The sequence below is a fragment of the Nonomuraea sp. NPDC049141 genome (assembly GCF_040648415.1).
Lineage (GTDB): Bacteria > Actinomycetota > Actinomycetes > Streptosporangiales > Streptosporangiaceae > Nonomuraea.
The window spans coordinates 165,965-192,497 of the sequence record NZ_JBEZDR010000012.1; the positions used below are offsets into that span (position 1 = coordinate 165,965).

The following is a 26,533-nucleotide window of genomic DNA, read 5'->3' on the forward strand; positions in this document are numbered from 1 at the left end:
GCGGGCCCATAGGGTGTCGCAGTGAAATTACCCACCCGGGCCCGGTTCGTCGGCCTGCTGATGCTCGTCTACTGCGCTCTGCTGGTTCTGCTGGCCGTCCTCGTGATGGTGAGCCCGGCCGCGAGTACGTTCGCGAGGCTGCTCTCGATCATCGCGTTCCCGGCCAGCCTGGTGATGTTCCTGCTGCCCGATCTCCGTTTCGAAGACCTGGTGACGGTCGCCCTGTTTACCGGGCTCGGGCTGGTGCAGGCGGTGCCGTTGTGGTGGTTCAGCAGGGGCAGACCCCGTGCCGCCGGCGGTAACGCGTGGGCCAGAGACGAGACGATCACCGAGTTCACCGGCCGGTATTCGCGCGGCCGCCTGGCCTTCTGGGTGACCACGGGCTATGGCGTGTTCTGCATGGGGGCCATCGCGGCGGGGGTGTTCGACATGGCCGGAGACATGACAGGCGTGGTGAGCCCGGTGCTGATCTACGCGCTGCTGCCGCTGTCGGTCCCCGCCCTGCTCGTGGGGAACCTCTTTCTCTACATCTACGCGTTCGTGATCGCGGCGATCGTGCAGACCAGGCTGGTGTGGGTCCTGCTGCGTGGCCGCGGGGTGGCCGTGGACCTGCCCATGCACCTCAGGCCGGGAAATCTGCGGAAGTGAGCGCCCGTACGCGAGACGCTTCCGCGGAGGTCAGGCCGCGGGTGGCCGTTTCGAGGGCGCGGCGCGAGTTCATGGGGCGGAAGGCCGTGCGGGACAGGGTCAGGCCCGACCAGGCGAACGCGCTGCCACTGCCGGCGGGGGCCGTGCAGGCTCTGGTGATGCGGCGTTCTGCGGTGGGTGACCAGGCGAGGCCCGCGTAGGCGTACAACTCACGGAAGCCCTGGACCGGTGCGGCGGCCAAGGCGTCGTAGGAGGTCAGCAGGATGTCCGGAGTACGGGCGAGGATCGACCGGGTGACCCGCCACAGGGCCGCCGCCTTGGCGATGCGGTCCTGGGAGCCGACGAGGGCGCGTAGTGCCAGGAGTTCGGGGTGGTCGCGGATGAGCAGGGGCTGTTCGAGGAGTTCGTGGAAGTAGACGGTCCAGCCGAGGCGCTGCCAGCTGGCTACGAACGCCACCGGGTCGCGGGTCAGCGCGATCACCTTGCAGCCCAGGCGCGCGGCGAACCAGCCCGCCGACAGCACCGCGAACGGGTCGTCGAGCAGTGCGCGCCGGCCCAGCAGGCGGCCCAGTGTGAAGGCCGTGCCGTAGCGCGCCATGCGGGCGAGATCGTACGGCGAGCGGTTGGCGCGGAGTTCGGCCAGGTAGCGGTAGCGCAGCGCCACCGTGTCGCGGAAGGCGGGCAGCCAGTCGGCGGCGTTGTCATCGCAGATGTACTGGAAGCGGTGGGTGACGTGCGCCCGCAGGACACCGGGACAGCGGCCGGGCGGATGCTGGGGGTTCAGCGGCTCGTTGACGTAGACGAGGTCGCCCCCGGCCGCCAGCATCTTGCCCGTCCAGCTCGTGCCGCTCCTGGGCAGGCCCGTCACCAGGATGGGAGCGGTCATGCGGTGGCCCAGGAGCGGACGCGGAGTGCCGGGAGGCTGTGGCGGCCGAAGGGGTGGAGGCCGTAGCGGTGGTGCAGTTGCCAGAGGGGGAGCAGGTTCTTCACGACCATCCCGCCCGACCAGCCGAGCACCGCGCCGAAGGCGCCGTGGGCCGGGATGAGCGCCACGTCCAGCACGACCGTGCAGGCGATCGCGGCCACCAGGTTGAGCAGGCTGGCCGTGGTGTGCCCGGCGGCGGTCAGGACGACGTCGACCATGCCGCACGCCGTCGCCAGCATCATCGTGCCCGCCAGGACCAGCGCCACCGGCACGGCGGTGTCGTACCCCGCACCGAACAGCCGCAGCAGCCACGGCGCCAGCGCGGCGTACCCGAGCCAGACCGGCCAGGTGAGCAGCACCAGCCAGACCGTCGCCGCCTGGTACAGCTCCCGCGCCCGCGCCAGTTCGCCGTCGGCCATCGCCCTGACCAGCCTCGGTTGTACGGCCTGCGCCAGGCCCTGGTTGGCGAGCTGGCCGACGACCTTGAACCGGGTGGCGGCGGTGTAGACGGCCGCCTGGACCGGGCCGCCGAGCACCGCGACGATCACGATGTCGAGCCGCTGGAACACCGCCTGGATGGCGCCCGCCATCGAGCGCGGCGCCGTGTAGCGCCACAGGTCGCGGCCGGTTCCCGGCAGGTACGGCGTACGCGGCAGGCGTCCGCGTAGCTGGATCGCGGCGAGCAGCGCCACCGGCAGGTACGGCAGCGCCCACGCCAACGGCAGCCACTGCGGCCTGACGGCGACGGCCGCGGCGGCGACCAGCAGGAACTGGAGCGCGGGCAGCGCCATCCCGTCGAGCAGCACCGTGGGACGCATGGCGCCGAAGCCGCGGGTGGCGGCGAGCAGGACGTCGGCGACGACCATCACCGGCAGAGCCACGGCCAGGAGACCGAGCCGCGGGTAGAGGACCGCTCCGAAGGCGGTGGCGACCAGGACCGCCGGGACGAGAGCTGCCCGGATATATCCGGAAATGCCGTGGTAGTCGTAGGTCTTGGCGCGGGCGATGAAGTAGATGAGGCCGTTGCCCGCGTCGAGCTTGGCCACTCCGGCGATCATGAGGGCCAGGGCGGTGGCGGTGAAGAAGGTGCCCGCCTGGTGCGCGCTGAAGGCCCTGGTGACGACCACCACCAGCAGGAACTGCGCCGCCGCGCTGATGGCGGCCCCGGTGATGCCCGCGATGCCACCCTTGGCCACCTGCCCGAGCGGGCCCGCCAGGCGTGCGGTCAGCGGCGCCACGACGGGTCACCCCCCAGCCAGCGGGTGAGCCGCGTGTCGTACACCTCGAAGTGGTCCCTGAGTGCTCGCCTGACCGAGTCGGGCAGCGGCCGGGGCAGTGGCCGCCCGTTGTGCCGCTCGAACGCCGGGTAGCCCAGATGCGGCAGGCCGAGGAAGTCCAGCACCCGGTCGTACATGCGTTCGGGCTCGGTGAAGAAGCGGTGGCTGTCGAGCACCAGGATGCGTTCGCGGCCGAACAGCGGCTCCAGCCGGTCGAGCTGCTCGGCGTATCGCCCGCGCGCCAGGTAAGCGTGGTGGCGGTGCGAGTGGTGGACGGAGTAGGGGCGGGCCCGCAGGCTCTGCTCGGCGCCGGCCAGCCGTGGCACCTCCAGCTCCACGGCCCGCTCGAAGCCGGACTCGGTCTCGTACCCCCTGGCCAGCTCGTGGGCGTGCGCCGAGCACGCCCGCTCGACCGGGTCGCGGACCAGCACGATGAGCTTGACCTCGGGCAGGTCGGCGGCGATGCGCTCGCCGGCCAGCGGATGGAACAGGTAGTAGGGCGACGACTCGAACGCCAGCGGGTGCGTGCCGTGGCGGCGGGCGAGCCGCGCGGCGGCCGCCCGGAGCGGGAAATGCCCCTGATACCAGGACAGACCTCGCCCGTAGCTGGCGTCGAAGTAGTGGACGCCTTTGTGCAGCACCGGTTTGAGCAGCAGCGGGTGCCGGGCCAGCGCCCGGTAGAGCGACGTGGTGCCGCACCGCTGCGCCCCGGCGATCAGGAACGACGGCAGCATCCGCACGCTCGACGTGAACTTCCCGGTGGTCCGGGAGACGGACAGCACCGACTGCTTCATGGTGTTCACGTGACTGACTCCTGCTGATCGATGAGGGGGTTGAGCCAGGTGTCCGGTGGCCCGAGGGGTTCGTGGCCGTCGGTGGCGTGCCGGTCGGCCAGCGCGATGAGGTAGTGCAGGGCCGTCCGCCTGGCCTGCGCGGCCGACAGCCCGAGCGGTGCGAGCACCGGCAGAGCCTGCGCCAGGCAGGCCCGCGCTGCCGTGGGCGGGTTCATCCGCCGCAGGGCGCGCTGGAAGAAGTGGTGCACGGCGTCGAACCCGTAGGGCACGCCGACCGCGTAGCGCTCCCAGTCCCACACGAGCAGCCGCCCGTCGCCGGACGGTGCGATGTTCCAGGGCGACAGGTCGCCGTGCCAGGCGGCTCCCTCAGGGCCGCCGGTGTCCGCGATCTCCCTGACGGCGTCGGTGAGCAGCGCGGCGGGGACCCGGCCGCGCCGGACCGGCAGCGGCGACAGGGCCAGAACCGAGAACTCCCCCCATTGCCCGTAGTGGAGCACGGCCGGCACGACGACCGTCTTCAGCGCCAGCTCGCCCATTTTCCTGAGCGCGGCGGCCTCGCCGTCGACCAGCTCGCGGGTGCGCGCGGTGTCGCCGACCTTCACGAACGCCAGCAGAGAGCCCTCGCGGCGCGCCTCCAGAACGGGCTTGCGATTGGCCCGCCTGGCCGGCCGTACGTGGAGGGCGGTCTCGACGGGGACGCCGAGGACGTCGCTCAGATGGGTCTCGATCGACTCCTCGACGTGCACCATGACCCGGCGCCCCAGCAGCGCGTGCCATCGGCGCCGGGGGGCCAGGCGGCGTGGCACCAGCCGGTGCGGCAGCACGCTGTAGGGGCGCGGTGAGCCGGGGCCGGGGTAGAGCGACCGCAGCGTCTGATCGAGATAGCGCAGCCGCCGGTTCGCGTCGTTCACGAGGCCTCCCTGGCGTTGCGCCACAGGAGGGCGAACGAGATGAGATAGAGGCTGAGCGGCGTGACCAGGCCGTCGTACACGAACATGTAGAGCAGCACGAGGATCATGACGAGCACGCCCGCGAGCCCGATCGGGCTGCGGTCGGGCCAGTGGCGCCGGATCGCGCCCAGGAAGAACGCCACGTAGAGCGCCGCCCCCACGAAGCCCTGGGTGATGATCAGCAGCCAGAGCTGCCCGTCGCTGCCCAGCGGCGGATGGCCGCAGCCGCCGCACCACTCGGTCTTGCCGGTGGTGATCGTGCGGTGGTTGCCCATGGCGTTGCGGGTGTTGCCGTAGCCGATGATCGGGGAGTGGGCGGCCGCCGCGATGGTCGCCGACACGGTGAAGGCCCTGATGTCGTTGGAGTGCGGGTTGTCCAGGCGCTGGCCGACCAGCGAGGCGAGCGGGCTGAGCGCGAACGCCAGCGTCGCCGCCACCGCCGTGGCGCACAGGGCCAGCCTGGTGCGTCCGCCGACCCGGACGATCAGGTAGAGCCCGGCCAGCCCCAGGCCGATCCAGAGGCCGCGGTTGAGCGAGTAGACGATCGGGATGGCGGCCACGGCCGTCAAGGCGATGGCCGCCGCCTTGCGCCCGCCTCCGCCGTACACCCACCAGCCGACCACGAACCAGATCAGCAGCACCGACACGTTGCTGCCCCACGCGTTGGCCCACTCGAACGGCGCCTCGGGGCGGGGTGAGGCGTAGCCCAGCACCTTCTGGGTCTGGGCGGCGGTGGGGTGGATGAGGTTCTGGACGAAGGCGTTGTCGCTGATCCAGCCCGGCAGCACCCGCTCCACCGGCGAGGTGAACTCCAGCCTGGGGAAGAACACCCCGAGCAGCCCGCCCACCACGGTCGTGACGAACAGCACGCCGAGCATCCGGACGAGTCTGAGCTGCGGCAGCTCCCGCTCGGTCAGGTTGCCCAGGTAGAGAACCATGATCAACAGTGCCGTGTAGAGCGCGAACCGCATGAGGTAGCCGATCACCCGCCCGGCGTTGAAGCCGCCGTAGGTGTCGGGCGGCATGTCGGCCAGCATCAGCGCGCTCACCGTGTATCCGGCCAGGAGCAGCAGCCACAGGCCGAACCCGCGTGGCACCCGGATCGGCCGGCGCCGCCAGAGGATGACGGCCATGGGCGCCGCCAGGACGATCACCGACAGGCCCCCGAAGCCGAGCGCCCACCACACGGGATAGCCGAGCAGGAGCGCGCCGATCGGCCACGCGGGGCCTCTCATGGCGAGGTGCCCGGTGGCTGGGGGAACGCCGTCATGGGATCCGTCTCAGGGGACAGGCCGGGCTCCAGCTCGCCGCTGGCGACCAGCTTGCCGAGCGAGGCGCCGGCCCGCGAACCGTGCCCGGGGGCCGGGTCCGCCGTCGTCACCACACCGATGATCGGTACGTTGTGCCTGCCCAGATGGCGTACGGCGGCGTCCGCCTGCACCGAGGTGGCCCGGCCGACCCCGACCAGCAGCAAGGCCGCGTCGGCCCGGGCCAGGTCGCCCACGTCGGAGCCGGTCAGCAGCGACAGCGGCGCGGTGCGGGCCAGCGGCCCGAGCACCGATTTCGCGCCGAGCTCGGACGGGATCGCCCTGATCAGCAGCCGCTTGCCGGGGCAGGCGGCGACCACGGCGGCGGCCAGGTCATTCGGCACGCCCCGGGCCGGTGGGTCCGACAGGTCGCCGAGGACGGGCAGCCCGGTCAGCCGCTCGACGTCGGCGGCGGTGCGCAGCCGGGTGTCGAGCCGGTCGCGGACGTAGGCGGCGGCCGTGCCGAGGAGCAGGCCGATCATGAGCCCGGTGCCGAGGTAGAGCGGCAGGCTGGGCGAGCTCGGCACGGTCGGCGGCGTGGCCTGGCTGATGATCGAGCCGGGAGTGACGGCGACGGTCTTCAGCGCGTCGTACTTGAGCGTGAGGCTGTAGGCCTGCCGGTTGAGCACGCTCTGCCGGTGCGCGGCGATCGTGTGCTCGATGGTGCCCTTGCCCAGCCGGGCGAGCTCCTTGATCACGGTGTCGAGCGCGGTGTTGACCTGCCGGAGTTTGACCAGCATCGCCCGCTGCTGCGCGGTCATCGTCGCCTGCGCGCTCTCGGTGCGGTTGGTCAGGTACGCCTGCGCGTACGCCTGCGACTGGGCCGCCGCGACGGCGGGGTCGGCGGCCGTGACGGAAATCCACAGCACGGCCGAGTTGGGCGGCACCGAGACCTCGACGGGCTCGGGCGTGCTGGTCTTGAGCTCCTTCGCGGCCTTTGCCGCCACCACGGACGACTGCGCGATCTGCGCCTCGGTGTCGAGGTTGAGTGGTTCGCGCTGCCGGTTGGTCACCTGGTTGCTCTGGTCCTGGATGCCCACGGGCGCGACCAGGACCTGGGTGGTGGCGGTGTAGGCGGGCGGGGTGACCCGCAGCAGCGCCAGCCCCGCCGTGCCGCCGGCCAGCAGGAGCCCCAGAAACGGCAGCCAGCGTCTGCGCAACAGCGAGAGGTGCTCCGCCAGGTCGGTGCCGGGGCGGCGGCCCGGGTAGTCCGGCGACAGGCTCATTGGGGCGGATCTCCCTTGGAGTATGTGCGCGGAGTCGCCGATCGGCGACTGTGCGTCACGAGTCGCGGGCATCCGCCCACTATAGGTGGAACCGCTTTTGCCCAGGACGAATCTTGGGAGATTTCTCTGGAGCGGCCAGCAATTTACCCTCCAATAACCCGAAATAATGCGAAATTGGGGACGAGATGGATGGTCGATGACCTGGCGATACACCCGCTCCTGCTGAAGTTCTGGGAATGGCATGGCATGGTTCAGGTTTGATAGGACGGGGGTCCTTGGGCGAGGGGGTTGAACGGCCTTGAACCGGCGAGGAATTTCTCGTATAGCGGTAAATATCGGCATCAAAGGTGTCGCGCTGTTGGTCGTCGCCGTGCTCGCGGGCTGCTCGGGGCAGCCGGAGGGCCTGGAGAGGCCGGCGCGGGAGCCGAGCGTCAGGCCGAACGCGGAGAGCTCGCCGTCCTGTGCGGTCACCGCCCGGCTCATCCCGTCATGCGGTGCCTGGTGGGGGATCGCCCCAGAGGTCTTCACCGGCACGGGCGTCGAAAGGTCGCTCCAGAGCGCCGAGACCCGCATCGGCGGCACCGCCGACGTGCTGCACGTCTATCACCGGGGCAAGGAGGAATTCCCCACCGAGGAGGAGGTCGGGCTGGCCCGTGACCCGGTCCGGCCCAGGCTGCTGCTCATCAACTGGAAGCCGTCGCTGGACCGCACCTGGGCGCAGATCGCCGACGGAGCCATCGACCGAAGGATCGACCGGCTGGCCGACTACATCAGGCGCACCTTCCCCGAGCGGTTCTTCCTCACCCTGCACCACGAGCCGGAGAACGACGTCGACGCCACCCCCGGCTCGGGCATGCAGGCCACCGACTACGCCGCCATGTACCGCCACGTCGTGCTCAGGCTGCGCGACGAGGGCGTCAAGAACGCGGTCACGGTCATGACCTACATGGGTGCCCCGAACTGGGCGGCCAAGCCCTGGTTCGAGCAGCTCTACCCGGGTGACGACGTGGTCGACTGGGTGGCCCTCGACCCCTATGCCGACCACCGGGTCGACGACTTCGACGGCCTGGTCAACAAGACCCGGCCCGACTTCGGCCAGTGGCCGGGGTTCTACCGCTGGATGCAGTGGCGCTTTCCCGGCAAGCCGGTCATGGTCGCGGAGTGGGGCGTGTTCGAGCGGTCGGGCGACCGTACGGCCAAGCGCTCGTTCTTCGAGTCGGTGCGCACGCAGATCCAGCACTACCCACAGATCAAGGCACTGATCTACTTCGACTCACCGCACGCGCCGCGCGGCGACACCAGCTTCGACTCCGACCCCGCAGCCGGGCGGGCGTTCAGCGAACTCGCGCGAGATCCGTACTTTCACTCGACGCCCGTGCCGCGGCCCTGACGCGCCAGCGCCAGCCCGCGACGGTCACGACCACGGCGCCCGCGAGCACCCACACGGTCAGGGTGTTGCTCGCGTCGAGCAGCTTGAGCGCGGAGGCGAGCAGGACGATCCCGAGCATCGCCCTGATGAGCCCGCCCGGCGCCCTGGAGGAGATCCGGGCACCGAGGTAGACACCCGGGATGGAGCCGATGAGCAGCGAGAGCGTCAGCTGGAGCTGGAAGTCGCCGAAGAGCAGGTGGCCGAGCGCGGCCGAGGCGACGAGCGGCACCGCCTGCACCAGGTCGGTGCCGACGAGCTGGTTGGCCTTGAGCGCCGGATAGAGGGCGAGCAGGGCCACGATGATCAGGGAACCCGAGCCGACCGAGGAGATCCCGACCACGAGACCGCCTACCGTACCGACCAGTACGGTCGGGATTGGGCGCACGACAATATCGTGGGCGCTCGACGAACCGCCCTTCCCGCCCAGCCACGTCTTGGCGACCAGGCCCGCGACGGCGAGCAGCAGCGCCACGCCGAGCGCGTACTTCACCCCGTCGCCGACCGCGAACGCCCGCGCCACGAACACCCCGCAGAACGCCGCCGGCACCGACCCCACGCAGAGCCAGCCCACCAGGCGCAGGTTGACCGTGCCCCTGCGCAGGTGGACCGCGCTGCCGACCGGTTTCATCACGGCCGAGGCGACCAGGTCGCTGGAGACCGCCGCCAGCGGCGAGACGTGGAAGAACAGCATCATCATCGGCGTCATGAGCGCGCCGCCGCCCATGCCGGTGAGCCCGACGACGATGGCCACCACAAAGGAACCGAAGATCAGGGGGAAGTCGATCAACGAACCCAGCCTCCGCTGCGCAGCGCCCCCAGCACCTGGGAGACGGCCGCCTCGATGGAAATGTGTGTCGTGTCGATGACCAGATCGGCGTCGTCCGGCTCCTCGTAAGGGTCGGAGACGCCGGTGAACTCGGGGATGAGCCCGGCGCGGGCCTTGGCGTACAGGCCCTTGCGGTCGCGGCGCTCGCATTCCTCCAGCGGGGTGGCCACGTGCACGAGCAGGAAGTCGGCCCCGACCGACTCGACCATCTCGCGCACCTCCTCGCGGGTGTCCGCGTAGGGGGCGATGGGGGCGCAGATCGCCAGCCCGCCGTGGCGCGCGGCCTCGGCGGCGACGAAGCCGATGCGCCGGATGTTGAGGTCGCGATCGTCCTTGGAGAACGTCAGGCCCTTGGACAGCAGGTGGCGGACCACGTCGCCGTCGAGGTAGGTGACCGTGCGGCTGCCCAGCTCCAGCAGCGAGTCGCGCAGGCCGCGGGCGATCGTGGACTTGCCGGAGCCGGACAGGCCGGTGAAGAAGACCACGAGCCCGCGCCGGTGCGGCGGTCCGGGGATGCGCACCGGCTCGGGGCCGGCCAGGTGCTCGGTGGCTCCGTAGGCGGTGGCGACGTGCTCGCGCAGCTCCAGGTCGATCTCGGGCTCCGCGCGCGGCGCCAGGGGCACCGAGACCACCAGCGTGCCCTCGGGCAGTTGCTCCTTGGCGCGCAGCGCGGCTCGTACGACGGCCGGGCCCGTCTCGCCGTAGGAGAGGGGGAGCAGCAGGATCACCGCGTCGAGCTCTTTGGCGGTGGCGACGATCTCGGTGAGGTCGTCGAGCGGTCCCCGCATGGTGACGGCGAGGGCTTCCCGCCCGTCGAGTTCGTCGCGTACCTGTGCCGGAGTACGGCGGAGCCGGGCGAACGGGCCGTGCTCCGGGGCGCCCAAGCCCTTCACCGGACCGGAGGTCAGGCCGTCGGGCTCGCGCTCGGCGACGGTGAGCACGGCCAGCGGCACGCCCTCGGGGTCGAGCAGCGTGACCTCGTCACCGGGGGTGGCCGCCTCGGGCAGGTGGAGCGTGACGGGCGCGGGCCACGGGGTGCCGTCGGCGAGCGTGCCGCGCTCGTGCACCGCGTGCAGGTCGTCGTGGCCGAGGTACCCGTTCAACGGCTGGAACGCGCCCGAGAGCAGCAGCTCCAGATCGGCCAGCTCGTACGCGCCGGGGGTCCACTCCACGTTCTGCCATCCCAACTATTCCGATTGAATTGGTAGGAAAGGAGTCTATCCTTTGCTACAAGTGTGTCGCTAGATGAGGCGTGCGAAGTGGTTCTGCGGCTTTCTGATGACCATGGCGATCTCGTCGTGTGAGGACGGGAAGCGGTCACGGGTCAGTTTGGCCGTCAGTGTGACGGCCGCGCGCCCGATGCGGCCCATGGCCGGGCCGCTGGTCGCCTCCTGGTCATCGGTGATCATGAGGCCGCGCGTCAGGCAGAAGGCGTGTATCCCGTCGCGCGAGGTCACCGGCCCGTAGACGGCCGGCAGCGGGCCCGGCGTGCCGGCGGCCACCAGGTGCCGCCAGAGCAGCCGCCGCAGCCAGGACGGGGTGATCCGGTCGAGCAGGCCGTAGGCGGACTTCCGGTCGCGCATGCGCAGCAGGATCAGCCCGCCGGGGCGCAGCGCCTGGAGCAGCCGGTCGAAGACCAGCTCGGCGTGCTGGATGCGCTCCAGCAGGAATGAGAGCTGGATCACGTCCACGGACCTCGGGGGCAGGGGCACGCAGCGCAGATCGCCCAGCGACCACCTGACGAGATCGGCTCGCTCGGCGACCGCCGTCCTGATCGGGGGCAGGTCCTCGTCGACACCGGTGATCCTGGTGTCGATCCGGTCCAGGACCAGCGGCTCGTCGTGCGCGCATCCGGCGACGAGCACGTCGAGCCGCCTGCCGAGCTGTCCGGCCCACTGTTCGCGGATCCGCTGACCAAAGAGATCGCCCCTCGGGGCTACCGACCGCACCTCAGACATGTCACCCAGAGTAATCAATCGACGCCAATTAGTAAGGCATTTCCCTGCTAGCTTCTGCGCCGTGAGTGATCTCGTGTACGTGGGCAACGCGAACGTCGACGCCGCGATGGACCATGGCTGGCTCCTGGGTCATTTCAAACCCTACGGGGACCCGAGACACAGCAATGACGTGGAAATCAAATGGGGCACCCACCTTCCGGGCGACGAGCGCGCCGAGTGGGTGAAAGGCGAAGAACGTACGGCGCTGCTGATCCTCATCTCGGGCCGCTTCCGCGTCGAACTACCGGGGAGAAGCGTGCTGCTCGCCGAGCGAGGCGACTACGTGGTCTGGGGCAAGGGCGTGGACCACTCCTGGCGCGCGGAGGAGGAGTCGGTGGTCCTGACGGTCCGCTGGCCGTCCGTCCCGGGCTACAAGGTCGCCGAGCAGGACGGGGGCGTGGGGCAGATGCGAATAGAGTAGAGGCACCCCCACGCCCGCCGGCTGGGGGTAATCGTCGTGGGGCTATCGAAAAATGAGTCTGTCCGGGCTTCTTGATCTTGTCATCTCCGACCCCAAGCTGACCGCCGCTCTGGAAGAGGGCGGAGACATCTCACTGGTGGCGCCGTCCGCGCTGCGGCCGTTCGGGGTGGCCGCGCTGGCCGGGCACGATCAGCGGGCCGTGCTGGCGATCACCGCCACCGGCCGCGAGGCGGAGGACCTGGCGAGCGCGCTGACCAGCCTGATCGAGCCCAGCTCCGTGGCCGTCTTCCCCGCCTGGGAGACGCTGCCGCACGAGCGGCTCTCCCCGCGCAGCGACACCGTGGGACAGCGGCTGGCGGTGCTCAGGAGGCTCTCGCACCCGGTCAAGGACGACCCGTCGGCCGGGCCGCTCAGCGTGGTCGTGGCCCCGATCCGGGCGCTGCTCCAGCCGATCATGAAGGGTCTGGGCGACCTGGAGCCGACCCGCCTGCGCGCGGGTGACGACGCCGACCTCGACGAGGTCGTGCGGCGCCTGGTCGAGAACGGCTATCACCGGGTCGACATGGTGGAGAAGCGGGGCGAGGTGGCGGTCCGCGGCGGGCTCCTCGACGTGTTCCCGCCGACCGAGGAGCATCCGCTGCGGCTGGAGTTCTGGGGCGACACCGTCGAGGAGATCCGCTGGTTCAAGGTGGCCGACCAGCGGTCGCTGGAGGCCGCGGACGGCGGGTTGTTCGCGCCGCCCTGCCGTGAGCTGCTGCTCACCGCCGAGGTCAGGGAGCGGGCGCGCGAGCTGGGCCGGGAGCACCCGGCGCTGGCCGACGTGCTCGACCAGCTCGCCGAGGGGACGCCGGTCGAGGGCATGGAGGCGTTCGCGCCCGTGCTGGCGGGGGAGATGGACCTGCTGGTCGACCACCTGCCCGCCAACGCCGCGGTGTTCGTCTGCGACCCCGAGCGGATCAGGAGCCGGGCTGAGGAGCTCGTCCGCACCTCACAGGAGTTCCTGGAGGCGTCGTGGATCAACGCGGCGGCCGGGGGCGAGGCGCCGATCGATCTCGGCGCGGCGGCGTTCCGCTCGCTCGAGGAGATCCGCGGGCACGCCGACGTGCTGGGGCAGCCGTGGTGGACGATGGCGCCGTTCGGGGCCGGGGTCGAGCTCGACGCGCAGGACTCCGAGGCGTACCGGGGCGACACCAGGAAGGCGCTCGACGACGTCAAGGGCTGGCTGGCCGAGGACAAGGCGGTCGTGCTGCTCAGCGAGGGGCACGGCCCGGCCGAGCGCATGGTCGAGGTCCTCAAGGGCGTGGACGTTCCCGCCCGGTTGGTGAAATATCTGGATAAGTCGCCAGATCCGAAGGTTGTCCATGTCTCGACGGGGTTGATCGAGCACGGGTTCATCACCCCCAACCTCGCGGTGCTCACCCACCTCGACCTCGTCGGCCAGAAGGCGTCCACCAAGGACATGCGCCGCCTGCCGTCCCGCCGCCGCAACATGGTCGACCCGCTCCAGCTCAAGGTCGGCGACCACGTGGTGCACGAGCAGCACGGCGTCGGCCGCTACGTCGAGATGGTGCAGCGGACGGTCCAGGGCGCGACGCGCGAATACCTGGTCATCGAGTACGCCAAGGGCGACCGCCTGTACGTGCCGACGGACCAGCTGGACGAGGTCACCCGCTACGTCGGCGGCGAGGCCCCGACGCTCAACCGGATGGGCGGCGCCGACTGGGCCAAGGCCAAGTCCCGGGCGAAGAAGGCGGTCAAGGAGATCGCGGGCGAGCTCATCCGCCTCTACTCCGCGCGCATGGCCTCGCCCGGCCACGCCTTCGCCGCCGACTCCCCGTGGCAGCGTGAGATGGAGGACGCCTTCCCGTACGCCGAGACCGGCGACCAGTTGGAGGCCATCGACGAGGTCAAGCGCGACATGGAGCGCGGCGTCCCGATGGACCGGCTGATCTGCGGCGACGTCGGCTACGGCAAGACCGAGATCGCGGTGCGGGCGGCGTTCAAGGCGGTCCAGGACGGCAAGCAGGTGGCTGTGCTGGTGCCGACCACGCTGCTGGTGCAGCAGCACATGTCGACGTTCACCGAGCGGTTCTCCAGCTTTCCCGTCGCGCTCAGGCCGGTCTCCCGCTTCCAGACCGACGGCGAGGTCAAGGGCACCCTGGAGGGGCTCCGCAGCGGCGCCGTGGACCTGGTGATCGGCACCCACCGGCTGCTCAGCCCCGAGGTCAGGTTCAAGGACCTGGGGCTGATCATCATCGACGAGGAGCAGCGGTTCGGCGTCGAGCACAAGGAGGCCATGAAGCACCTGCGCACCCAGGTGGACGTGCTGGCCATGTCGGCCACGCCTATCCCGCGCACGCTGGAGATGGGCCTGACCGGCATCAGGGAGATGTCGACCATCCTCACCCCGCCGGAGGAGCGGCACCCGATCCTCACCTTCGTCGGACCGTACGACGAGAAGCAGATCGCGGCCGCCATCAGGCGCGAGCTGATGCGTGACGGTCAGATCTTCTTCGTGCACAACCGGGTGGCCTCGATCAACCGGGTGGCCGCCCGGATCAGGGAGCTGGTGCCCGAGGCGCGCATCGCGGTGGCGCACGGGCAGCTCAACGAGCACCAGCTGGAGAAGATCATGGTCGGCTTCTGGGAACGCGAGTACGACCTGCTGGTCTGCACCACGATCGTGGAGTCCGGCCTGGACGTGCCCAACGCCAACACGCTGATCGTCGACCGGGCGGACAACTACGGCCTCTCGCAGTTGCACCAGCTCAGGGGCCGGGTCGGGCGAGGCAGGGAGCGGGGTTACGCCTACTTCCTCTACCCGCCGGAGAAGCCGCTCACCGAGACCGCCCACGAGCGGCTGGCGACGATCTCGCAGCACACCGAGATGGGCGCGGGTATGTACGTCGCGATGAAGGACCTGGAGATCCGCGGCGCGGGCAATGTGCTCGGCGCCGAGCAGTCGGGCTTCATCGCGGGTGTCGGCTTCGACCTGTACGTCCGGCTCATGGCCGAGGCCGTGCAGGAGCAGAAGGCCAAGCTGTCCGGCGTGGAGGTGGCGGAGGAGCACCACGACGTCAAGGTCGAGCTGCCGATCAACGCGCACATCCCGCACGACTACGTGACCTCCGAACGGTTGCGCCTGGAGGCGTACAAGCGGATCGCCGCCATCTCGGCCGACATCCACATCGACGAGGTCCGCGCCGAGCTGACGGACAGATACGGCAAGCCGCCCGTCGAGGTGGAGAACTTGCTGGCCGTCGCGCGTTTCCGCATCCGGGCCCGCCAGGCCGGGCTCACCGATGTCACGCTGATGGGCCAGAACATCAAGTTCGGCCCGGTCAGGTTGCGGGAGTCGCAGCAGGTACGCCTCGACCGGCTGTACAAGAAGGCCATCTACAAGCAGGCGGCGGAGACGCTGCTGGTCCCGGCGCCGAAGACCAAGCCGCTGGGCGGGCAGCCGCTTCGCGACCTCGACCTGCTCAAATGGTGCGGGGACCTGGTCGAGGCGATGTTCCTTGAGCCGGCGAGGGTAAGCTAGCCGCGGTTTTGTCGGAAAGGACGCACGTGAAGTCGATTCGAGTGGCAGTGGCCGCTGCAGTGGTGGGTGTCGCGCTGACCGCCTGCTCCTCGCCCATGGAGGCCGGTGCCGCGGCCGTGGTGGGGCATGAGCGGATCTCGGCGCGCGACCTGAACAAGAACGTTCAGGCGTACGAGGCCGCGCTGCGGAAGGTCAACATCGAGCCGTCGCAGCTCGGTGTGTCGGTCAACCAGTTCGTCCTGTCCAGGATGGCCGAGCAGAGCCGGCAGCAGCAGCTGGCCGACAAGTTCGGGGTGCAGGTCAGCGACACGGAGATCGACACCGCCGCCCAGGACAAGGGTGAGCAGCAGACGCCCGAGATGAACCTGCTGTCCAAGGCCGTCGACCCGACCGACCCGCGCGGTTACCTGCGGGCGATGATCGGCGTGAACAAGGTGATCGAGAAGTTCGGCGGTTCGCAGAACCAGCAGGCCGTGGAGAAGTTCAAGGTCGAGTACAACGCGCTCGCCCCGGTCTTCAGCCCCCGCTACGGCAAGATCGGGCAGCAGGGCTTCGTCGACGCCGGCCGCTTCGGCAAGCCGTCGGAGACCACCGAGCAGACCGACCAGGCCCAGCAGCAACAGCAGCAGCAGTCGCAGGGCTAGTCGTGCCGCTGATCGTCGTCACCACCTCGCCGCGGGTCGCGCCCGGTCTGCTGAGCCACCAGGCGTGGCAGGCGTTCGGTTCGGGCCCCGTGCTGACCGGGTCCGAGGATCATCCGCAGCTGCCCTACCTTGCCGAGGCCGGGGTCGAGGTGGCCGTCGTCACGCCCGACCCTGCCGCGCTGGCGCGGCGGGCGGTGACGGAGACGGTGGTCTGGCTGGCCGCCGCCGACTCCGAGGACTTCATGCGCTCGGTCGGCCACGCCGCCGTCGCGATGGCCGAGCCGCCGCTGATCGAGGTGGTGCCGGGCTCGTACGATCTGCCGGGCGCGCGGGTGCTCGACCTGGTCGCGGTGATGGACCGGCTGCGCACCGAGTGCCCGTGGGACCGCAAGCAGACGCACGAGACCTTGGTGCCGTACCTGCTCGAAGAGGCCTACGAGGTGCTGGAGACGATCGAGCAGGGCGACTGCCCGGCGCTCCGCGAGGAGCTGGGCGACCTGTTGCTCCAGGTGGCCTTCCACGCGCGGGTGGCCGACGGGTTCGACATGGACGACGTGGCCGAGGGGATCGTCGAGAAGCTGGTGCGGCGCCATCCGCACGTGTTCGGCTCGGTGCGGGCGGAGACCGCCGACGAGGTGAACGACAACTGGGAGGCGATCAAGGCGGCCGAGCGCGCGTCGAAGGGCGACGCCCCGTCGGTGCTCGACGGGGTGCCGATGGGGCAACCCGCGCTGTCGCTGGCGGCCCAGCTGGTGCGCCGCGCCGAGCGCGCAGGCGCCCCCGATGGGCTGGCTGCCGCGATCGGGCAGGGGGTGGGGCGCGAGCTGTTCGACCTCGTCCGCCGCGCCCAGGACGCGGGCCTCGACGCCGAAGCCGAGCTCCGCGCCGCCGCCCGCTACTACCGTGACCGCGTGCTCCGCTGGGAGTCCGGGCGCGAGTCGCCGTAACCCCGCCGCCACGCGGGTTCTCCGGGGATTTGGCGGAGTGTCATGCTTCCGGCTGCTGCCTGGTCCCGGCCGACCGATAGGCTCTGAAGGCATATTTGCCTTTCGATTTAGGAGCGCTACCCGTGGCTACCATCGAGGTCGTATACGCTCGCGAGATCCTCGACTCCAGGGGCAACCCGACCGTCGAGGTCGAGGTGATCCTCGACGACGGCGGCAGGGGACGCGCGGCGGTGCCCAGCGGCGCGTCGACCGGCCAGTTCGAGGCCGTGGAGCTGCGTGACGGAGACGAGCGTTACGGCGGCAAGGGCGTGGAGAAGGCCGTGCTCGCCGTCACCGACGAGATCTTCGAAGAGATCAACGGCATCGAGGCCGAGGACCAGCGCATCATCGACCAGATCATGATCGACCTCGACGCGACGCCCAACAAGTCCAAGCTGGGCGCCAACGCCATCCTGGGCGTCTCGCTGGCCGTGGCCAAGGCCGCCGCCGACAGCGCCGAGCTGCCGCTGTTCCGTTACCTGGGCGGCCCCAACGCCCACGTGCTGCCCGTGCCGATGATGAACATCCTCAACGGCGGCGCCCACGCCGACACCAACGTCGACATCCAGGAGTTCATGATCGCGCCGATCGGGGCGCCCACGTTCCGCGAGGCCGTGCGCATGGGCACCGAGGTCTACCACGCGCTCAAGGGCGTGCTGAAGGAGAAGGGCTACGCCACGGGGCTGGGCGACGAGGGCGGCTTCGCGCCCAACCTGCCGTCCAACCGCGACGCGCTCGACCTGATCCTGGTCGCGATCGAGCGGGCCGGCTACACGCCGGGCGAGGACGTCGCGCTGGCGCTCGACGTGGCCGCGTCCGAGTTCCACAAGGACGGCGTCTACACGATCGACGGCAAGGGCGTGTCGGCCCAGGAGCTCATCGCCTTCTACGCGGACCTGGTCGACAACTACCCGCTCGTGTCGATCGAGGACCCGCTCGACGAGGAGGACTGGGCCGGCTGGAAGGCCATCACCGAGGCCATCGGCGACAAGGTCCAGCTCGTCGGCGACGACCTGTTCGTGACCAACCCGGAGCGGCTCGGGCGCGGCATCGCCGAAGGCACCGCCAACGCGCTGCTGGTCAAGGTCAACCAGATCGGCACCCTGTCCGAGACCCTCGACGCGGTCGACCTGGCCCACCGCAGCGGCTACCGCTGCATGATGAGCCACCGTTCCGGCGAGACCGAGGACACGACGATCGCCGACCTGGCCGTGGCGGTCAACTGCGGCCAGATCAAGACCGGCGCCCCCGCCCGCTCGGACCGGGTGGCCAAGTACAACCAGCTCCTGCGCATCGAGGAAATTCTCGACGACGCCGCTCGCTACGCGGGTCGCGCGGCTTTTCCGCGCTTCCGGCGCTAGTTTCGGGTACGGCTCGCGGCATGGCGGGTGTGCCGCGAGCCGCTCAGAATCGGCGAACACGACTGTCCGCCCAGGCCTGGGCCGGTCGCCACGCCGGGCCGGGCACTGAGGGGGTATGGAGCGTTGGCGAAGAGGCCACAACTGACCGGACGGGCCGCCATCCTCGCGATCGTGGTGTGCGCGATCGCCATGAGCCTGGCCTATCCTGTGCGCGAGTACATCGCGCAGCGCCGCGGCATCGCGGAGTTGCAGGCGGAGAAGGCGCGGGTCGAGGCCGACCGCCAGGCGCTGGCCGCTCAGGCGGAGCAGATCCGCGATCCCAACTGGATCAAGCGGACGGCCAAGGAACGGCTGCACTACTGCGGGCCGGGCGAGAAGTGCTACGTGGTCATGGACGCCGAGCCGGACAAGACCGAGAAGACGGTCAAGCAGCCCGCGACGCGGCCGCCGTGGTACCAGACGCTGTGGGAATCGGTCGAGGCCGTCGACACGGGCCATGGCCGCAAGGCCGGATAAGACGGGGAGAGCGTTGGACAGCAGTGACGTCGAAGCGGTGCAGCGGCAACTGGGGCGCCCGCCGAGAGGGCCGCGCGAGGTGGCGCACCGCTGCCCGTGCGGCAACCCCGACGTGGTGGAGACCGCGCCGAGGCTGCCCGACGGCTCACCGTTCCCCACCCTCTACTACCTGACCTGCCCCAAGGCGGCCTCCGCGATCGGCACCCTGGAGGGCTCGGGGCTGATGCGGGAGATGCAGGCCAGGCTGGCCACCGATCCCGAGCTGGCCGCCGCCTACCAGGCCGCTCACGACGACTACGTGGCCAGGCGCGACAAGGCGGCGGAGGATCAGGGCCTGGAGCCGCTGCCGCGCGACATGCAGAGCACCGGCGGCATGCCGCTGAGGGTGAAATGCCTGCACGCGCTCGTCGCGCACGAGCTGGCGGTGCCCGGATCCAACCCGTTCGGCCGGGAGGCGCTGGATGCCCTCCCCGATTGGTGGAGTGACGGACCATGCGTGTAGCCGCCGTTGACTGCGGCACCAACTCCGTACGCCTGCTGATCGCCGACATCGCCGACACCGGCCATGAGGTTTCCGACGGCACGCGGGCCCACGGCGGGCCGGTCGACGTCGAGCGGCGGATGGAGATCGTCCGGCTGGGCGAGGGGGTCGACAAGACGGGGCGACTGGCTCCCGAGGCGCTGGAGCGGACGTTCGCCGCGATGCGGATCTACCGCAAGCTCATCGACCAGCACGGCGCCACGGCGACCCGGGTGGTGGCGACCAGCGCGACGCGTGACGCCGCCAACAGGCAGGAGTTCGTCGACGGGGTGCGCGAGATCTTCGGGGTCGAGCCCGAGGTGGTGACGGGCGCGGAGGAGGCCGAGCTGTCGTTCGTCGGCGCGACCAGAGGGCTGGTCCGCTTGTCGCGCGAGACCGGGATGCCGCAGGGGCCGCTCCCGCCCTACCTGGTCGTCGACATCGGCGGCGGCTCGACCGAGTTCGTGGTCGGCTCCGAGCACGTCATCGGCGCGCTGTCGGTCGACATCGGCTGCGTACGGCTGACGGAGCGTCACCTGCGCACAGCGGGGGCCGCCCCGGAAGAACCGCCGTCGGTGCGCGCGCTGGAGGCCATGGTGGCCGACATCGAGGCCGCGCTCGATCGGGTGGCCGAGGCGGTGCCGGTTCGGGAGGCGCACACACTGGTCGGTCTGGCCGGCTCCGTCACGACGGTGGCGGGCATCGCGCTCGACCTTCCCGCGTACGTTCCGGAGCGGATCCATCACTCCCGGATCACCGCCCAGCAGGTTCACGACGTCACCCGGCGACTGCTCGCGATGACCCATAGTGAGCGGGCCCGGATTCCGGTGATGCATCCCGGAAGAGTTGACGTGATTTGTGCCGGAGCGCTGATTCTGGACCGCCTCGTACGGCGTTTCGCGTTTCCGCAGGTAGTCGTGAGTGAACACGACATCCTTGATGGAATCGCCTACTCCATAGCCTGATATTTCGACGAAACCCGGACATACGGGGTTTTCAGTTGTGTTGAGCGTGCAATCAGTTTTGTGCTTAGGTATGGGCAGCATTGCGGGGGCTTTGCCATATCGCCGGACACGGATGGTGTCGGCGTGGCAACCGTTCCCGAGCGCGTCTTTTCCCTAACGGAATGGAGCACTCTCAGATGAAGTCCTCTCCTTTAGCGCGGAAGGCGGCGGCGTTCGGCGCCTCCACCGCCGTGCTGGGCGCCATGATCGCGGGGCTGGCAGCCGCTCCCGCGCAGGCGTCCACCCAGGCCACCGCGGGTAAGGCCGGCACCGCGGCCACCTCCTCCAAGGCCCGGCCCAAGGTCTCGGTGTCCACGCCCAAGGCGTCGACCCGCGACTACGACGGTGCCTGCCCGGTCAAGGTCGGCATCACGGCCAAGGTCAACGTCAAGCTCGACGGCAAGACCGACCTCGCCTACCGCTGGCTCCACGGTGACGGCTCCAAGGGCAAGGTCAAGGTCCTGAAGCTCAAGGGCCACGGCACCAAGTCGGTCAAGATCGGCCAGACGCTGTCCTTCGACGAGGACGTCAAGGGCTGGGAGGCCGTGCAGGTCCTCAGCCCCCGCAAGGTGACGTCCAAGAAGGGCTACTTCTCGGTCAGTTGCCAGAAGGAAGTCGTCATCGACGACAACGGTGACGACAAGAAGGTCTCGGTCAGCGCCTGGGCCGACCCGAGCTCGTACACCGGCCCCTGTACCCCCGGCGACAAGATCAACTTTGTTGGCCGGATCAAGGTCAGCGACCCGTCGTGGGTCAGGTACCGCTGGGTGCTGGACGGCCGCGTCGTCGACTCCGGCAACGCCAGGGTGCGCCACTCGCGGACCGTCTCCTTCGGGTACTCGCCGCGGGTCAGCGAGCGCGGCTACGCCCTGCTGCAGGTCGTCGGTAACGACGGTCGCTCGTCCGACCGGGCCTACTACAAGGTCACGTGTGAAGATCCGGCTCCCTCGGTGAAGGTCACGGCCACCAACCTGGTGACCGCCACCAACAACGACGGCTGCAAGGTCGGCGCGCACGCCACCATCAACTCGACCGGCCGTGCGCGGGTCGAGTACGTGTGGTCGGTCAACGGCAGGCCCGTCGACAAGGACGCGGTCTACTTCGGCCGCGAGGGCTCGCGTACCGTCGACCTGTCGGACCGCGTTCTGTCCGGTGACGCGACCAAGGGTGGAAAGGTCACCCTGACCGTCTCCGGTCCGAGCAACAACGACTCGATCACGCAGTCCTACGCCGCGTGCGTGGCGCCGAAGCCGAAGATCACGGTTTCGAGCATCACGGTCGGCCAGCGCAACGACTTCTGTGCCGACAAGCGCGGCCCGGGCGTCGACTTCAAGGCCACGATCTCCAGCTCCGCTCCGACCACCGTCAAGTACTACTGGGTGATCGACGGCAAGCGGGAGAACCCGGACCTTGAGCGTCAGGTCAGCGGCAGTGTCGACGTGACCTGGGGCATCGCCGGCGCGCAGAGCGCCAACGAGACCAAGGGCTCTGTCTCGCTCGTGGTCGTCAGCCCCGACGCCGCGTCTTCGGCCACCGCCTTCTCGGTGACCTGCCCGAAGCCCAGCGTCTGATCGGTTGAACCGAACCGGGTGGTGCCCTCCGGCGCCACCCGGTTTTTCGTTGTCGCTACCGTTGCGACGTGAGCTTCGTACCTCCCGGCACCGGCTGGCCCGGCGACCCGGCGACCGCTGACACCCCGGTCGCCCACGACCCCGCCGACGTGCGCCGTCTGGCCGCCGCCGGCGGCACTCTGGCGGAGCTCACCGCCGCGCAGTCCGTGTGCCGGGCCTGCCCGCGCCTGGTGGAATGGCGCGAGGACGTGGCCGAGGTGAAGCGGCGCGCGTTCATGGACGAGACGTACTGGGGGCGGCCGGTCGCCGGGTGGGGCGACGACGAGCCGCGTGTCCTGCTCGTCGGCCTCGCTCCGGCCGCGCACGGGGGCAACAGGACCGGGCGGATCTTCACGGGTGACCGCAGCGGCGACTGGCTGTTCGCTTCGCTGTACCGCGTCGGCCTCGCCGTACAGGAGACGAGCACGCACGCCGGTGACGGGCAGAGGCTGATCGGCGCCCGGATGCTGGCCTCGGTGCGGTGCGCGCCGCCCGCGAACAAGCCCACGCCCGAGGAGCGGGCCACCTGCCTGCCGTGGATGTCCCGTGAGCTCGCGCTGACCGCGCCGAGCGTGCGGGTGGTCGTGGCGCTGGGCGGGTTCGCCTGGCAGGCCATGTGGCCCGCGCTCAAGGAGGCCGGTTACTCGCTGCCGCGCAGTAGGCCGCCGTTCGGGCACGGCGTCGAGGTCCAGGTCTCCTACGGCCAGGCGCCGGTGACCCTGCTGGGCTGCTATCACCCCAGCCAGCAGAACACCTTCACCGGCAGGGTGACCGCCCGGATGCTCGACGACGTCTTCGCCAGAGCCAGGGAGCTGGGGGTGTGACGTGTCGCACGACCTGGGGATTGGCTTTTGGGGATGTCTTTGACGTAACCTTGTGAATAGTTTCACAAGCTCCCCCGCAAGGGATGGGACCAGAGGATGAACAAGCACATTCTGATCGTCGGCGGCGGTTACGTCGGCCTCTACACGGCATTGCGACTGCAGCACAAGCTCCGCACGGAGCTGCGCGACGGCGAAGTGCGCATCACGATCATCGACCCCCACTCCTACATGACCTACCAGCCGTTCCTGCCTGAGGCGGCGGCCGGCAACCTCTCCCCGCGGCACGTGGTCGCCCCGCTGCGCCGGGTGCTGCCCAAGGTGAGCGTGCTCAACGGCACGGTCACCGCGATCGACCACGGAGAGCGGTCCGTCACCTTCCAGCCGGCCAAGGGCGAGCCCCGCCAGATCGCCTACGACGTGATCGTGATGGCCGCCGGCTCGATCTCGCGGACGCTGCCGATCCCGGGGCTGACCGACATCGGCATCGGGTTCAAGACCGTGGGCGAGGCCATCGCGCTGCGCAACCGGGTCCTGCACCTGCTCGATGTCGCCGAGTCGACCGAGGACGTGGAGGCGCGCCGCCGGGCGCTCACGTTCGTCGTCGTCGGCGCGGGCTTCGCGGGCGTCGAGGCGCTGGCCGAGCTCGAGGACATGGCCAAGCACTCGACCCGCTACTACCGCAACATCAAGCCGGCCGACATCCGCTGGGTGCTGGTGGAGGCCACGAACCGGGTGCTGCCCGAGGTCGGCCCAGAGATGGGCAAGTGGACGCTGGAGCAGCTGCGCGAGCGCGGCATCGAGGTGAAGCTCGACACGCGCTTGGAGTCGTGCGAGGGCGGCCACGTGGTGCTCTCCGACGGCACCGAGTTCGACGCCGAGACCCTCGTGTGGACCGCGGGCGTCAAGCCCAGCCCGGTGGTCAACGACGGCGGTCTGCCGCTCGACGAGCGCGGGCGGATCAAGACCACGACCAGGCTGACCGTCGCGGGCGTCACGGACGCCTTCGCCGCCGGTGACGCGGCGGGCGTGCCCGACGTGACGAACCCCGGCCAGTATTGCGCGCCCAACGCCCAGCACGCCGTACGTCAGGCCAAGGTGCTGGCCGACAACCTGGTCCGCCATCTGCGGGGGCAGGAACTGGTCGACTACCGCCACAAGTATGTCGGATCGGTCGCCGGTCTCGGTCTGCATCAGGGGGTCGCGAACGTCTATGGCGTCAAGCTTCGCGGATTCCCTGCGTGGTTCATGCACCGCACTTACCATCTGTCGCGGGTGCCGACGCTGAACCGCAAGGTCCGTGTCGTCGTCGACTGGACGCTGGCCTTGTTCTTCAAGCGGGAGACCATCTCACTGGGCGAGATGGAGCACCCGCGCGACGGGTTCAGGGCCGCCGTGGCGACGACCCGCCGCTAGCCGCCAGCCCGTGTACAGCAGCGCCCCGGTGCGGCCGCGTCGGGGCGTTCCGGCATTCTCGGCCTCGATAGAGAGGGGACCCACGAGTGGGGCTCTCAGCGGTGACGGTGCTCGGCGTGGACCGGCCCGGCGTGATCGCCGCGGTCACCGGCTCGCTCGCCGACTGCGGGGCGAACATCCAGGACTCGACCATGACGCTGCTCGGCGGCCATGTCGCGATGATGCTGCTGGTCTCGGGCGATCTGAGCGCCGAGGAGCTCTGCAAGCACCTCTGCGCGCCGGAGCTGGTGGTAACCGCCTCGGCCGTCGAGGCCCGCCGCTATTTCGGCAGGCGGCCGACCGGTCTCGGCTACGTCCTGACCGTTCACGGCCCCGACCGGCCGGGCATCATCTCGGCCATCAGCGCCGTGCTCGCCTCGGTGGGCGGCAACATCACCGGCATGAGCACCCGGCTCACCGGCCGGCTCTACGTCCTGATCGCCGACGTCGAGTTGCCCGAGGAGGTCGATGTAGCCGGGCTGATGCGCCGGCTGGCCACGGTCGGCTCGGGTCTCGAGTCCGAGATCACCTTCCGCCCCGTTGAACCGGACCTGCTGTGACCTGGTCGGACGGGATCGTCCGCGGCGTGCTCGACGCTCCGCACCCGCTCCTGTCCGCCCGGGCCCAGCAGGTGGACCCAACAGACCCCCGCGTGGTGGCCGCGGCGGCCGACCTCCTCGCCACCCTGCGCAGCGAGCCGAGGACGGCGGGCCTGGCTGCCCCCCAGATCGGGCTGAGCTGGCGGCTGATCGCCTTCGACGCCGCGGGCCACCCAAGGGGTCGGTCCTGGGCCGGCGAGCTCGTGGTGGTCAATCCACGCCTCGCTGAGGCGTCCCGCTGGAGCGCGGGGCGCGAGGGGTGCGTCTCGATCGCGGATCTTACCGGTGACGTACGGCGAGCGACCCGTATCACAGTGTTCGGCAGCTTGCCTGGGACGGGAGATCCCGTCACCATCGAGGCGGATGCATTCGAAGCTAGGTGCATTCAGCATCAACTGGACCATCTCGACGGCGTTCTGTTCCTGGACAGAGTGCCAGGAGCCCTATCACTTCACCGCAGACTTCACAGTTGTGACGCCTGATACGAAGTTGTGCTCCTCGGGAGCATGGTCCGTTTCGTATGATTGCGGCGCCCCCGTAGCCCAAAGGCAGAGGCAAACCCCTTAAAAGGGTTGTAGTGCGGGTTCGAATCCCGCCGGGGGCACCCGCGTCTACCATAGGAAATGCCCCATTAAACAACCCACAGTAACCGCGGGAACTCAGGAACGCACTCGTTCGTTGTCCACCACGCTGAAGTCTCGAAACCACATAGATCTGAGCGCCGGTTGACCTAGGCGACGCCGGGTCCAATAAGCTCGGCGCACAGGAGGCAGCGATGGAGAGCAAGAACCCCGTTTTCAACAGGTCAAGGCAGTCGGCCGGGTGGCAGGGCACGACGCCGACGCCCGGCGACCTGCAGAACATGTACGACTCGCCGTCGTACGCCCCTTCGGCCCCGCCCGCCTACCGGACGATGACGATCGACGACGTCGTGGTCCGCGGATTCATGACCCTGGGCACGCTCGTCGTGGCCGCGGCCGCGGCCTGGTATCTGAACGTCTCCCTGGGTGTGGCCATCGGCGCGGCCATCGTCGCGCTCGTCCTGGGGTTGATCGCCTCGTTCAGGATGAGCACCAACCCGGTGTTGATCCTCAGCTACGCCGCGTTCGAAGGAATCTTCCTCGGCGCGATCAGCAGCGCCTACGAGAATCTCTACAACGGGATCGTGCTCCAGGCGGTGCTCGGCACCGCGTTCGCTTTCGGCGGAGTCCTGACCGTCTACGCGTTGCGCATCGTCAGGGTGACGCCGAAGTTCATCCGGTTCGTGGTCGCCGCCGGCATCGCGGCCATCGGGCTGATGCTCGTCAACCTGATCGCCGGCTTCTTCGTCGCGGGCGGCATCGGCCTGCGTACCGACTCCCCGCTCGGCTGGATCTTCAGTGTCGCGATGATCCTGCTCGGCTGCTTCTTCCTGCTGCTCGACTTCAACTCGGTCGAGGAAGGCGTCCGGCAGGGCGCGCCGGAGAAGTTCGCCTGGCAGTGCGCCTTCGGGCTCACGCTGACCCTCGTGTGGATCTACCTCGAGGTCCTGCGGTTCATCAGCATTTTCACTCGCAGCGACTGACCGTTCGCCTCCTGGACCCCGTCGAACCGGCGGGGTCCTTCGCTTTGCGCGACCGAAAATCTACCCGCCGTCACAAAATGGTCGGAGGTTGGGGCTTGTCAATCCGGGGGAC

The 26,533-nt window shown here is 69.8% G+C and carries 25 protein-coding genes and 1 tRNA gene; 17 read left to right on the top strand and 9 right to left on the bottom strand.

The features are described from left to right. The first annotated feature begins 21 nt into the window (after positions 1 to 21). Positions 22 to 648: a hypothetical protein gene (locus AB0B91_RS34125; RefSeq protein WP_358328296.1), complete on the top strand. Its 627-nt coding sequence runs from the start codon at positions 22 to 24 to the stop codon at positions 646 to 648. Here AB0B91_RS34125 and AB0B91_RS34130 read toward each other — a convergent pair. Genes AB0B91_RS34130 through AB0B91_RS34155 form a run of 6 tightly spaced genes read right to left on the bottom strand, consistent with a single transcriptional unit; the run spans position 623 to position 7,127 of the window. Next, positions 623 to 1,534, bottom strand: coding sequence for a sulfotransferase (locus tag AB0B91_RS34130; protein WP_358328299.1), 912 nt, complete (start codon positions 1,532 to 1,534; stop codon positions 623 to 625). The genes AB0B91_RS34125 and AB0B91_RS34130 overlap by 26 nt on opposite strands. After that, positions 1,531 to 2,811, bottom strand: coding sequence for a polysaccharide biosynthesis C-terminal domain-containing protein (locus tag AB0B91_RS34135; protein ID WP_358328302.1), 1,281 nt, complete (start codon positions 2,809 to 2,811; stop codon positions 1,531 to 1,533). The genes AB0B91_RS34130 and AB0B91_RS34135 overlap by 4 nt, the downstream gene beginning before the upstream one ends. After that, positions 2,799 to 3,644: a sulfotransferase domain-containing protein gene (locus tag AB0B91_RS34140; RefSeq protein WP_358328889.1), complete on the bottom strand. Its 846-nt coding sequence runs from the start codon at positions 3,642 to 3,644 to the stop codon at positions 2,799 to 2,801. Before AB0B91_RS34140 ends, AB0B91_RS34135 begins: the two co-directional genes overlap by 13 nt. A gap of 5 nt (positions 3,645 to 3,649) precedes the next feature. Continuing rightward, positions 3,650 to 4,555 carry a hypothetical protein gene (locus AB0B91_RS34145; RefSeq protein WP_358328305.1) on the bottom strand — a complete coding sequence of 302 codons (906 nt, stop codon included), beginning with the start codon at positions 4,553 to 4,555 and terminating at the stop codon, positions 3,650 to 3,652. Further along, complete coding sequence (locus tag AB0B91_RS34150) at positions 4,552 to 5,829, bottom strand: hypothetical protein (RefSeq protein ID WP_358328308.1); 1,278 nt, start codon at positions 5,827 to 5,829, stop codon at positions 4,552 to 4,554. Before AB0B91_RS34150 ends, AB0B91_RS34145 begins: the two co-directional genes overlap by 4 nt. Then, entirely contained in the window at positions 5,826 to 7,127 is a 1,302-nt protein-coding gene (locus AB0B91_RS34155; RefSeq protein ID WP_358328311.1) for a Wzz/FepE/Etk N-terminal domain-containing protein, read from the bottom strand. The genes AB0B91_RS34150 and AB0B91_RS34155 overlap by 4 nt, the downstream gene beginning before the upstream one ends. A gap of 358 nt (positions 7,128 to 7,485) precedes the next feature. Here AB0B91_RS34155 and AB0B91_RS34160 point away from each other — a divergent pair, with 358 nt between their 5' ends. After that, positions 7,486 to 8,517 (top strand): hypothetical protein, encoded by a 1,032-nt coding sequence (locus AB0B91_RS34160; protein WP_358328314.1) that lies wholly within the window; start codon positions 7,486 to 7,488, stop codon positions 8,515 to 8,517. Here AB0B91_RS34160 and AB0B91_RS34165 read toward each other — a convergent pair. The 3 genes from AB0B91_RS34165 to AB0B91_RS34175 form a co-directional block, all read right to left on the bottom strand. Next, a complete protein-coding gene (locus AB0B91_RS34165) occupies positions 8,462 to 9,343 on the bottom strand; it encodes a sulfite exporter TauE/SafE family protein (RefSeq protein WP_358328316.1) in 882 nt (293 codons plus the stop codon). The two genes, AB0B91_RS34160 and AB0B91_RS34165, sit on opposite strands and share 56 nt — an antisense overlap. After that, positions 9,340 to 10,554: an adenylyl-sulfate kinase gene (cysC, locus tag AB0B91_RS34170; protein ID WP_358328319.1), complete on the bottom strand. Its 1,215-nt coding sequence runs from the start codon at positions 10,552 to 10,554 to the stop codon at positions 9,340 to 9,342. Before cysC ends, AB0B91_RS34165 begins: the two co-directional genes overlap by 4 nt. A gap of 69 nt (positions 10,555 to 10,623) precedes the next feature. After that, positions 10,624 to 11,340, bottom strand: coding sequence for a class I SAM-dependent methyltransferase (locus AB0B91_RS34175; protein WP_358328322.1), 717 nt, complete (start codon positions 11,338 to 11,340; stop codon positions 10,624 to 10,626). Between the two features lie 61 nt (positions 11,341 to 11,401). Here AB0B91_RS34175 and AB0B91_RS34180 point away from each other — a divergent pair, with 61 nt between their 5' ends. The 15 genes from AB0B91_RS34180 (at position 11,402) to AB0B91_RS34250 (ending at position 26,421) form a co-directional block, all read left to right on the top strand. Beyond that, entirely contained in the window at positions 11,402 to 11,800 is a 399-nt protein-coding gene (locus AB0B91_RS34180) for a signal peptidase I (RefSeq protein WP_358328325.1), read from the top strand. A 52-nt stretch (positions 11,801 to 11,852) separates the two neighbouring features. Continuing rightward, a complete protein-coding gene (gene mfd / locus AB0B91_RS34185; RefSeq protein ID WP_358328327.1) occupies positions 11,853 to 15,341 on the top strand; it encodes a transcription-repair coupling factor in 3,489 nt (1,162 codons plus the stop codon). Between the two features lie 26 nt (positions 15,342 to 15,367). Continuing rightward, positions 15,368 to 15,985, top strand: a complete 618-nt coding sequence (locus tag AB0B91_RS34190; RefSeq protein ID WP_358328330.1) for a SurA N-terminal domain-containing protein — start codon at positions 15,368 to 15,370, stop codon at positions 15,983 to 15,985. A 2-nt stretch (positions 15,986 to 15,987) separates the two neighbouring features. After that, positions 15,988 to 16,932, top strand: coding sequence for a MazG family protein (locus AB0B91_RS34195; protein ID WP_358328333.1), 945 nt, complete (start codon positions 15,988 to 15,990; stop codon positions 16,930 to 16,932). Positions 16,933 to 17,054: 122 nt separating this feature from the next. Then, complete coding sequence (gene eno / locus AB0B91_RS34200; protein WP_358328336.1) at positions 17,055 to 18,332, top strand: phosphopyruvate hydratase; 1,278 nt, start codon at positions 17,055 to 17,057, stop codon at positions 18,330 to 18,332. 123 nt (positions 18,333 to 18,455) lie between these two features. Beyond that, positions 18,456 to 18,848: a septum formation initiator family protein gene (locus AB0B91_RS34205; protein ID WP_358328339.1), complete on the top strand. Its 393-nt coding sequence runs from the start codon at positions 18,456 to 18,458 to the stop codon at positions 18,846 to 18,848. Beyond that, positions 18,829 to 19,350 (top strand): DUF501 domain-containing protein, encoded by a 522-nt coding sequence (locus AB0B91_RS34210; RefSeq protein WP_358328342.1) that lies wholly within the window; start codon positions 18,829 to 18,831, stop codon positions 19,348 to 19,350. Before AB0B91_RS34205 ends, AB0B91_RS34210 begins: the two co-directional genes overlap by 20 nt. Beyond that, complete coding sequence (locus tag AB0B91_RS34215) at positions 19,341 to 20,333, top strand: Ppx/GppA phosphatase family protein (protein WP_358328345.1); 993 nt, start codon at positions 19,341 to 19,343, stop codon at positions 20,331 to 20,333. The genes AB0B91_RS34210 and AB0B91_RS34215 overlap by 10 nt, the downstream gene beginning before the upstream one ends. A 176-nt stretch (positions 20,334 to 20,509) precedes the next feature. Beyond that, positions 20,510 to 21,943: a hypothetical protein gene (locus AB0B91_RS34220; RefSeq protein ID WP_358328347.1), complete on the top strand. Its 1,434-nt coding sequence runs from the start codon at positions 20,510 to 20,512 to the stop codon at positions 21,941 to 21,943. A 68-nt stretch (positions 21,944 to 22,011) separates the two neighbouring features. Continuing rightward, positions 22,012 to 22,806 carry a uracil-DNA glycosylase gene (locus AB0B91_RS34225; RefSeq protein WP_358328350.1) on the top strand — a complete coding sequence of 265 codons (795 nt, stop codon included), beginning with the start codon at positions 22,012 to 22,014 and terminating at the stop codon, positions 22,804 to 22,806. Positions 22,807 to 22,902: 96 nt separating this feature from the next. Next, a complete protein-coding gene (locus tag AB0B91_RS34230; protein WP_358328353.1) occupies positions 22,903 to 24,219 on the top strand; it encodes an NAD(P)/FAD-dependent oxidoreductase in 1,317 nt (438 codons plus the stop codon). An 86-nt stretch (positions 24,220 to 24,305) separates the two neighbouring features. After that, entirely contained in the window at positions 24,306 to 24,818 is a 513-nt protein-coding gene (locus AB0B91_RS34235; protein WP_214639633.1) for an ACT domain-containing protein, read from the top strand. Between the two features lie 26 nt (positions 24,819 to 24,844). After that, positions 24,845 to 25,339, top strand: a complete 495-nt coding sequence (locus tag AB0B91_RS34240) for a peptide deformylase (protein ID WP_358328892.1) — start codon at positions 24,845 to 24,847, stop codon at positions 25,337 to 25,339. Positions 25,340 to 25,388: 49 nt separating this feature from the next. Beyond that, positions 25,389 to 25,461 (top strand) — tRNA-Leu (locus tag AB0B91_RS34245). A 171-nt stretch (positions 25,462 to 25,632) separates the two neighbouring features. Next, on the top strand, positions 25,633 to 26,421 hold the full coding sequence (locus AB0B91_RS34250) for a Bax inhibitor-1/YccA family protein (RefSeq protein ID WP_358328357.1): 789 nt from the start codon (positions 25,633 to 25,635) through the stop codon (positions 26,419 to 26,421). Positions 26,422 to 26,533: the final 112 nt, after the last annotated feature.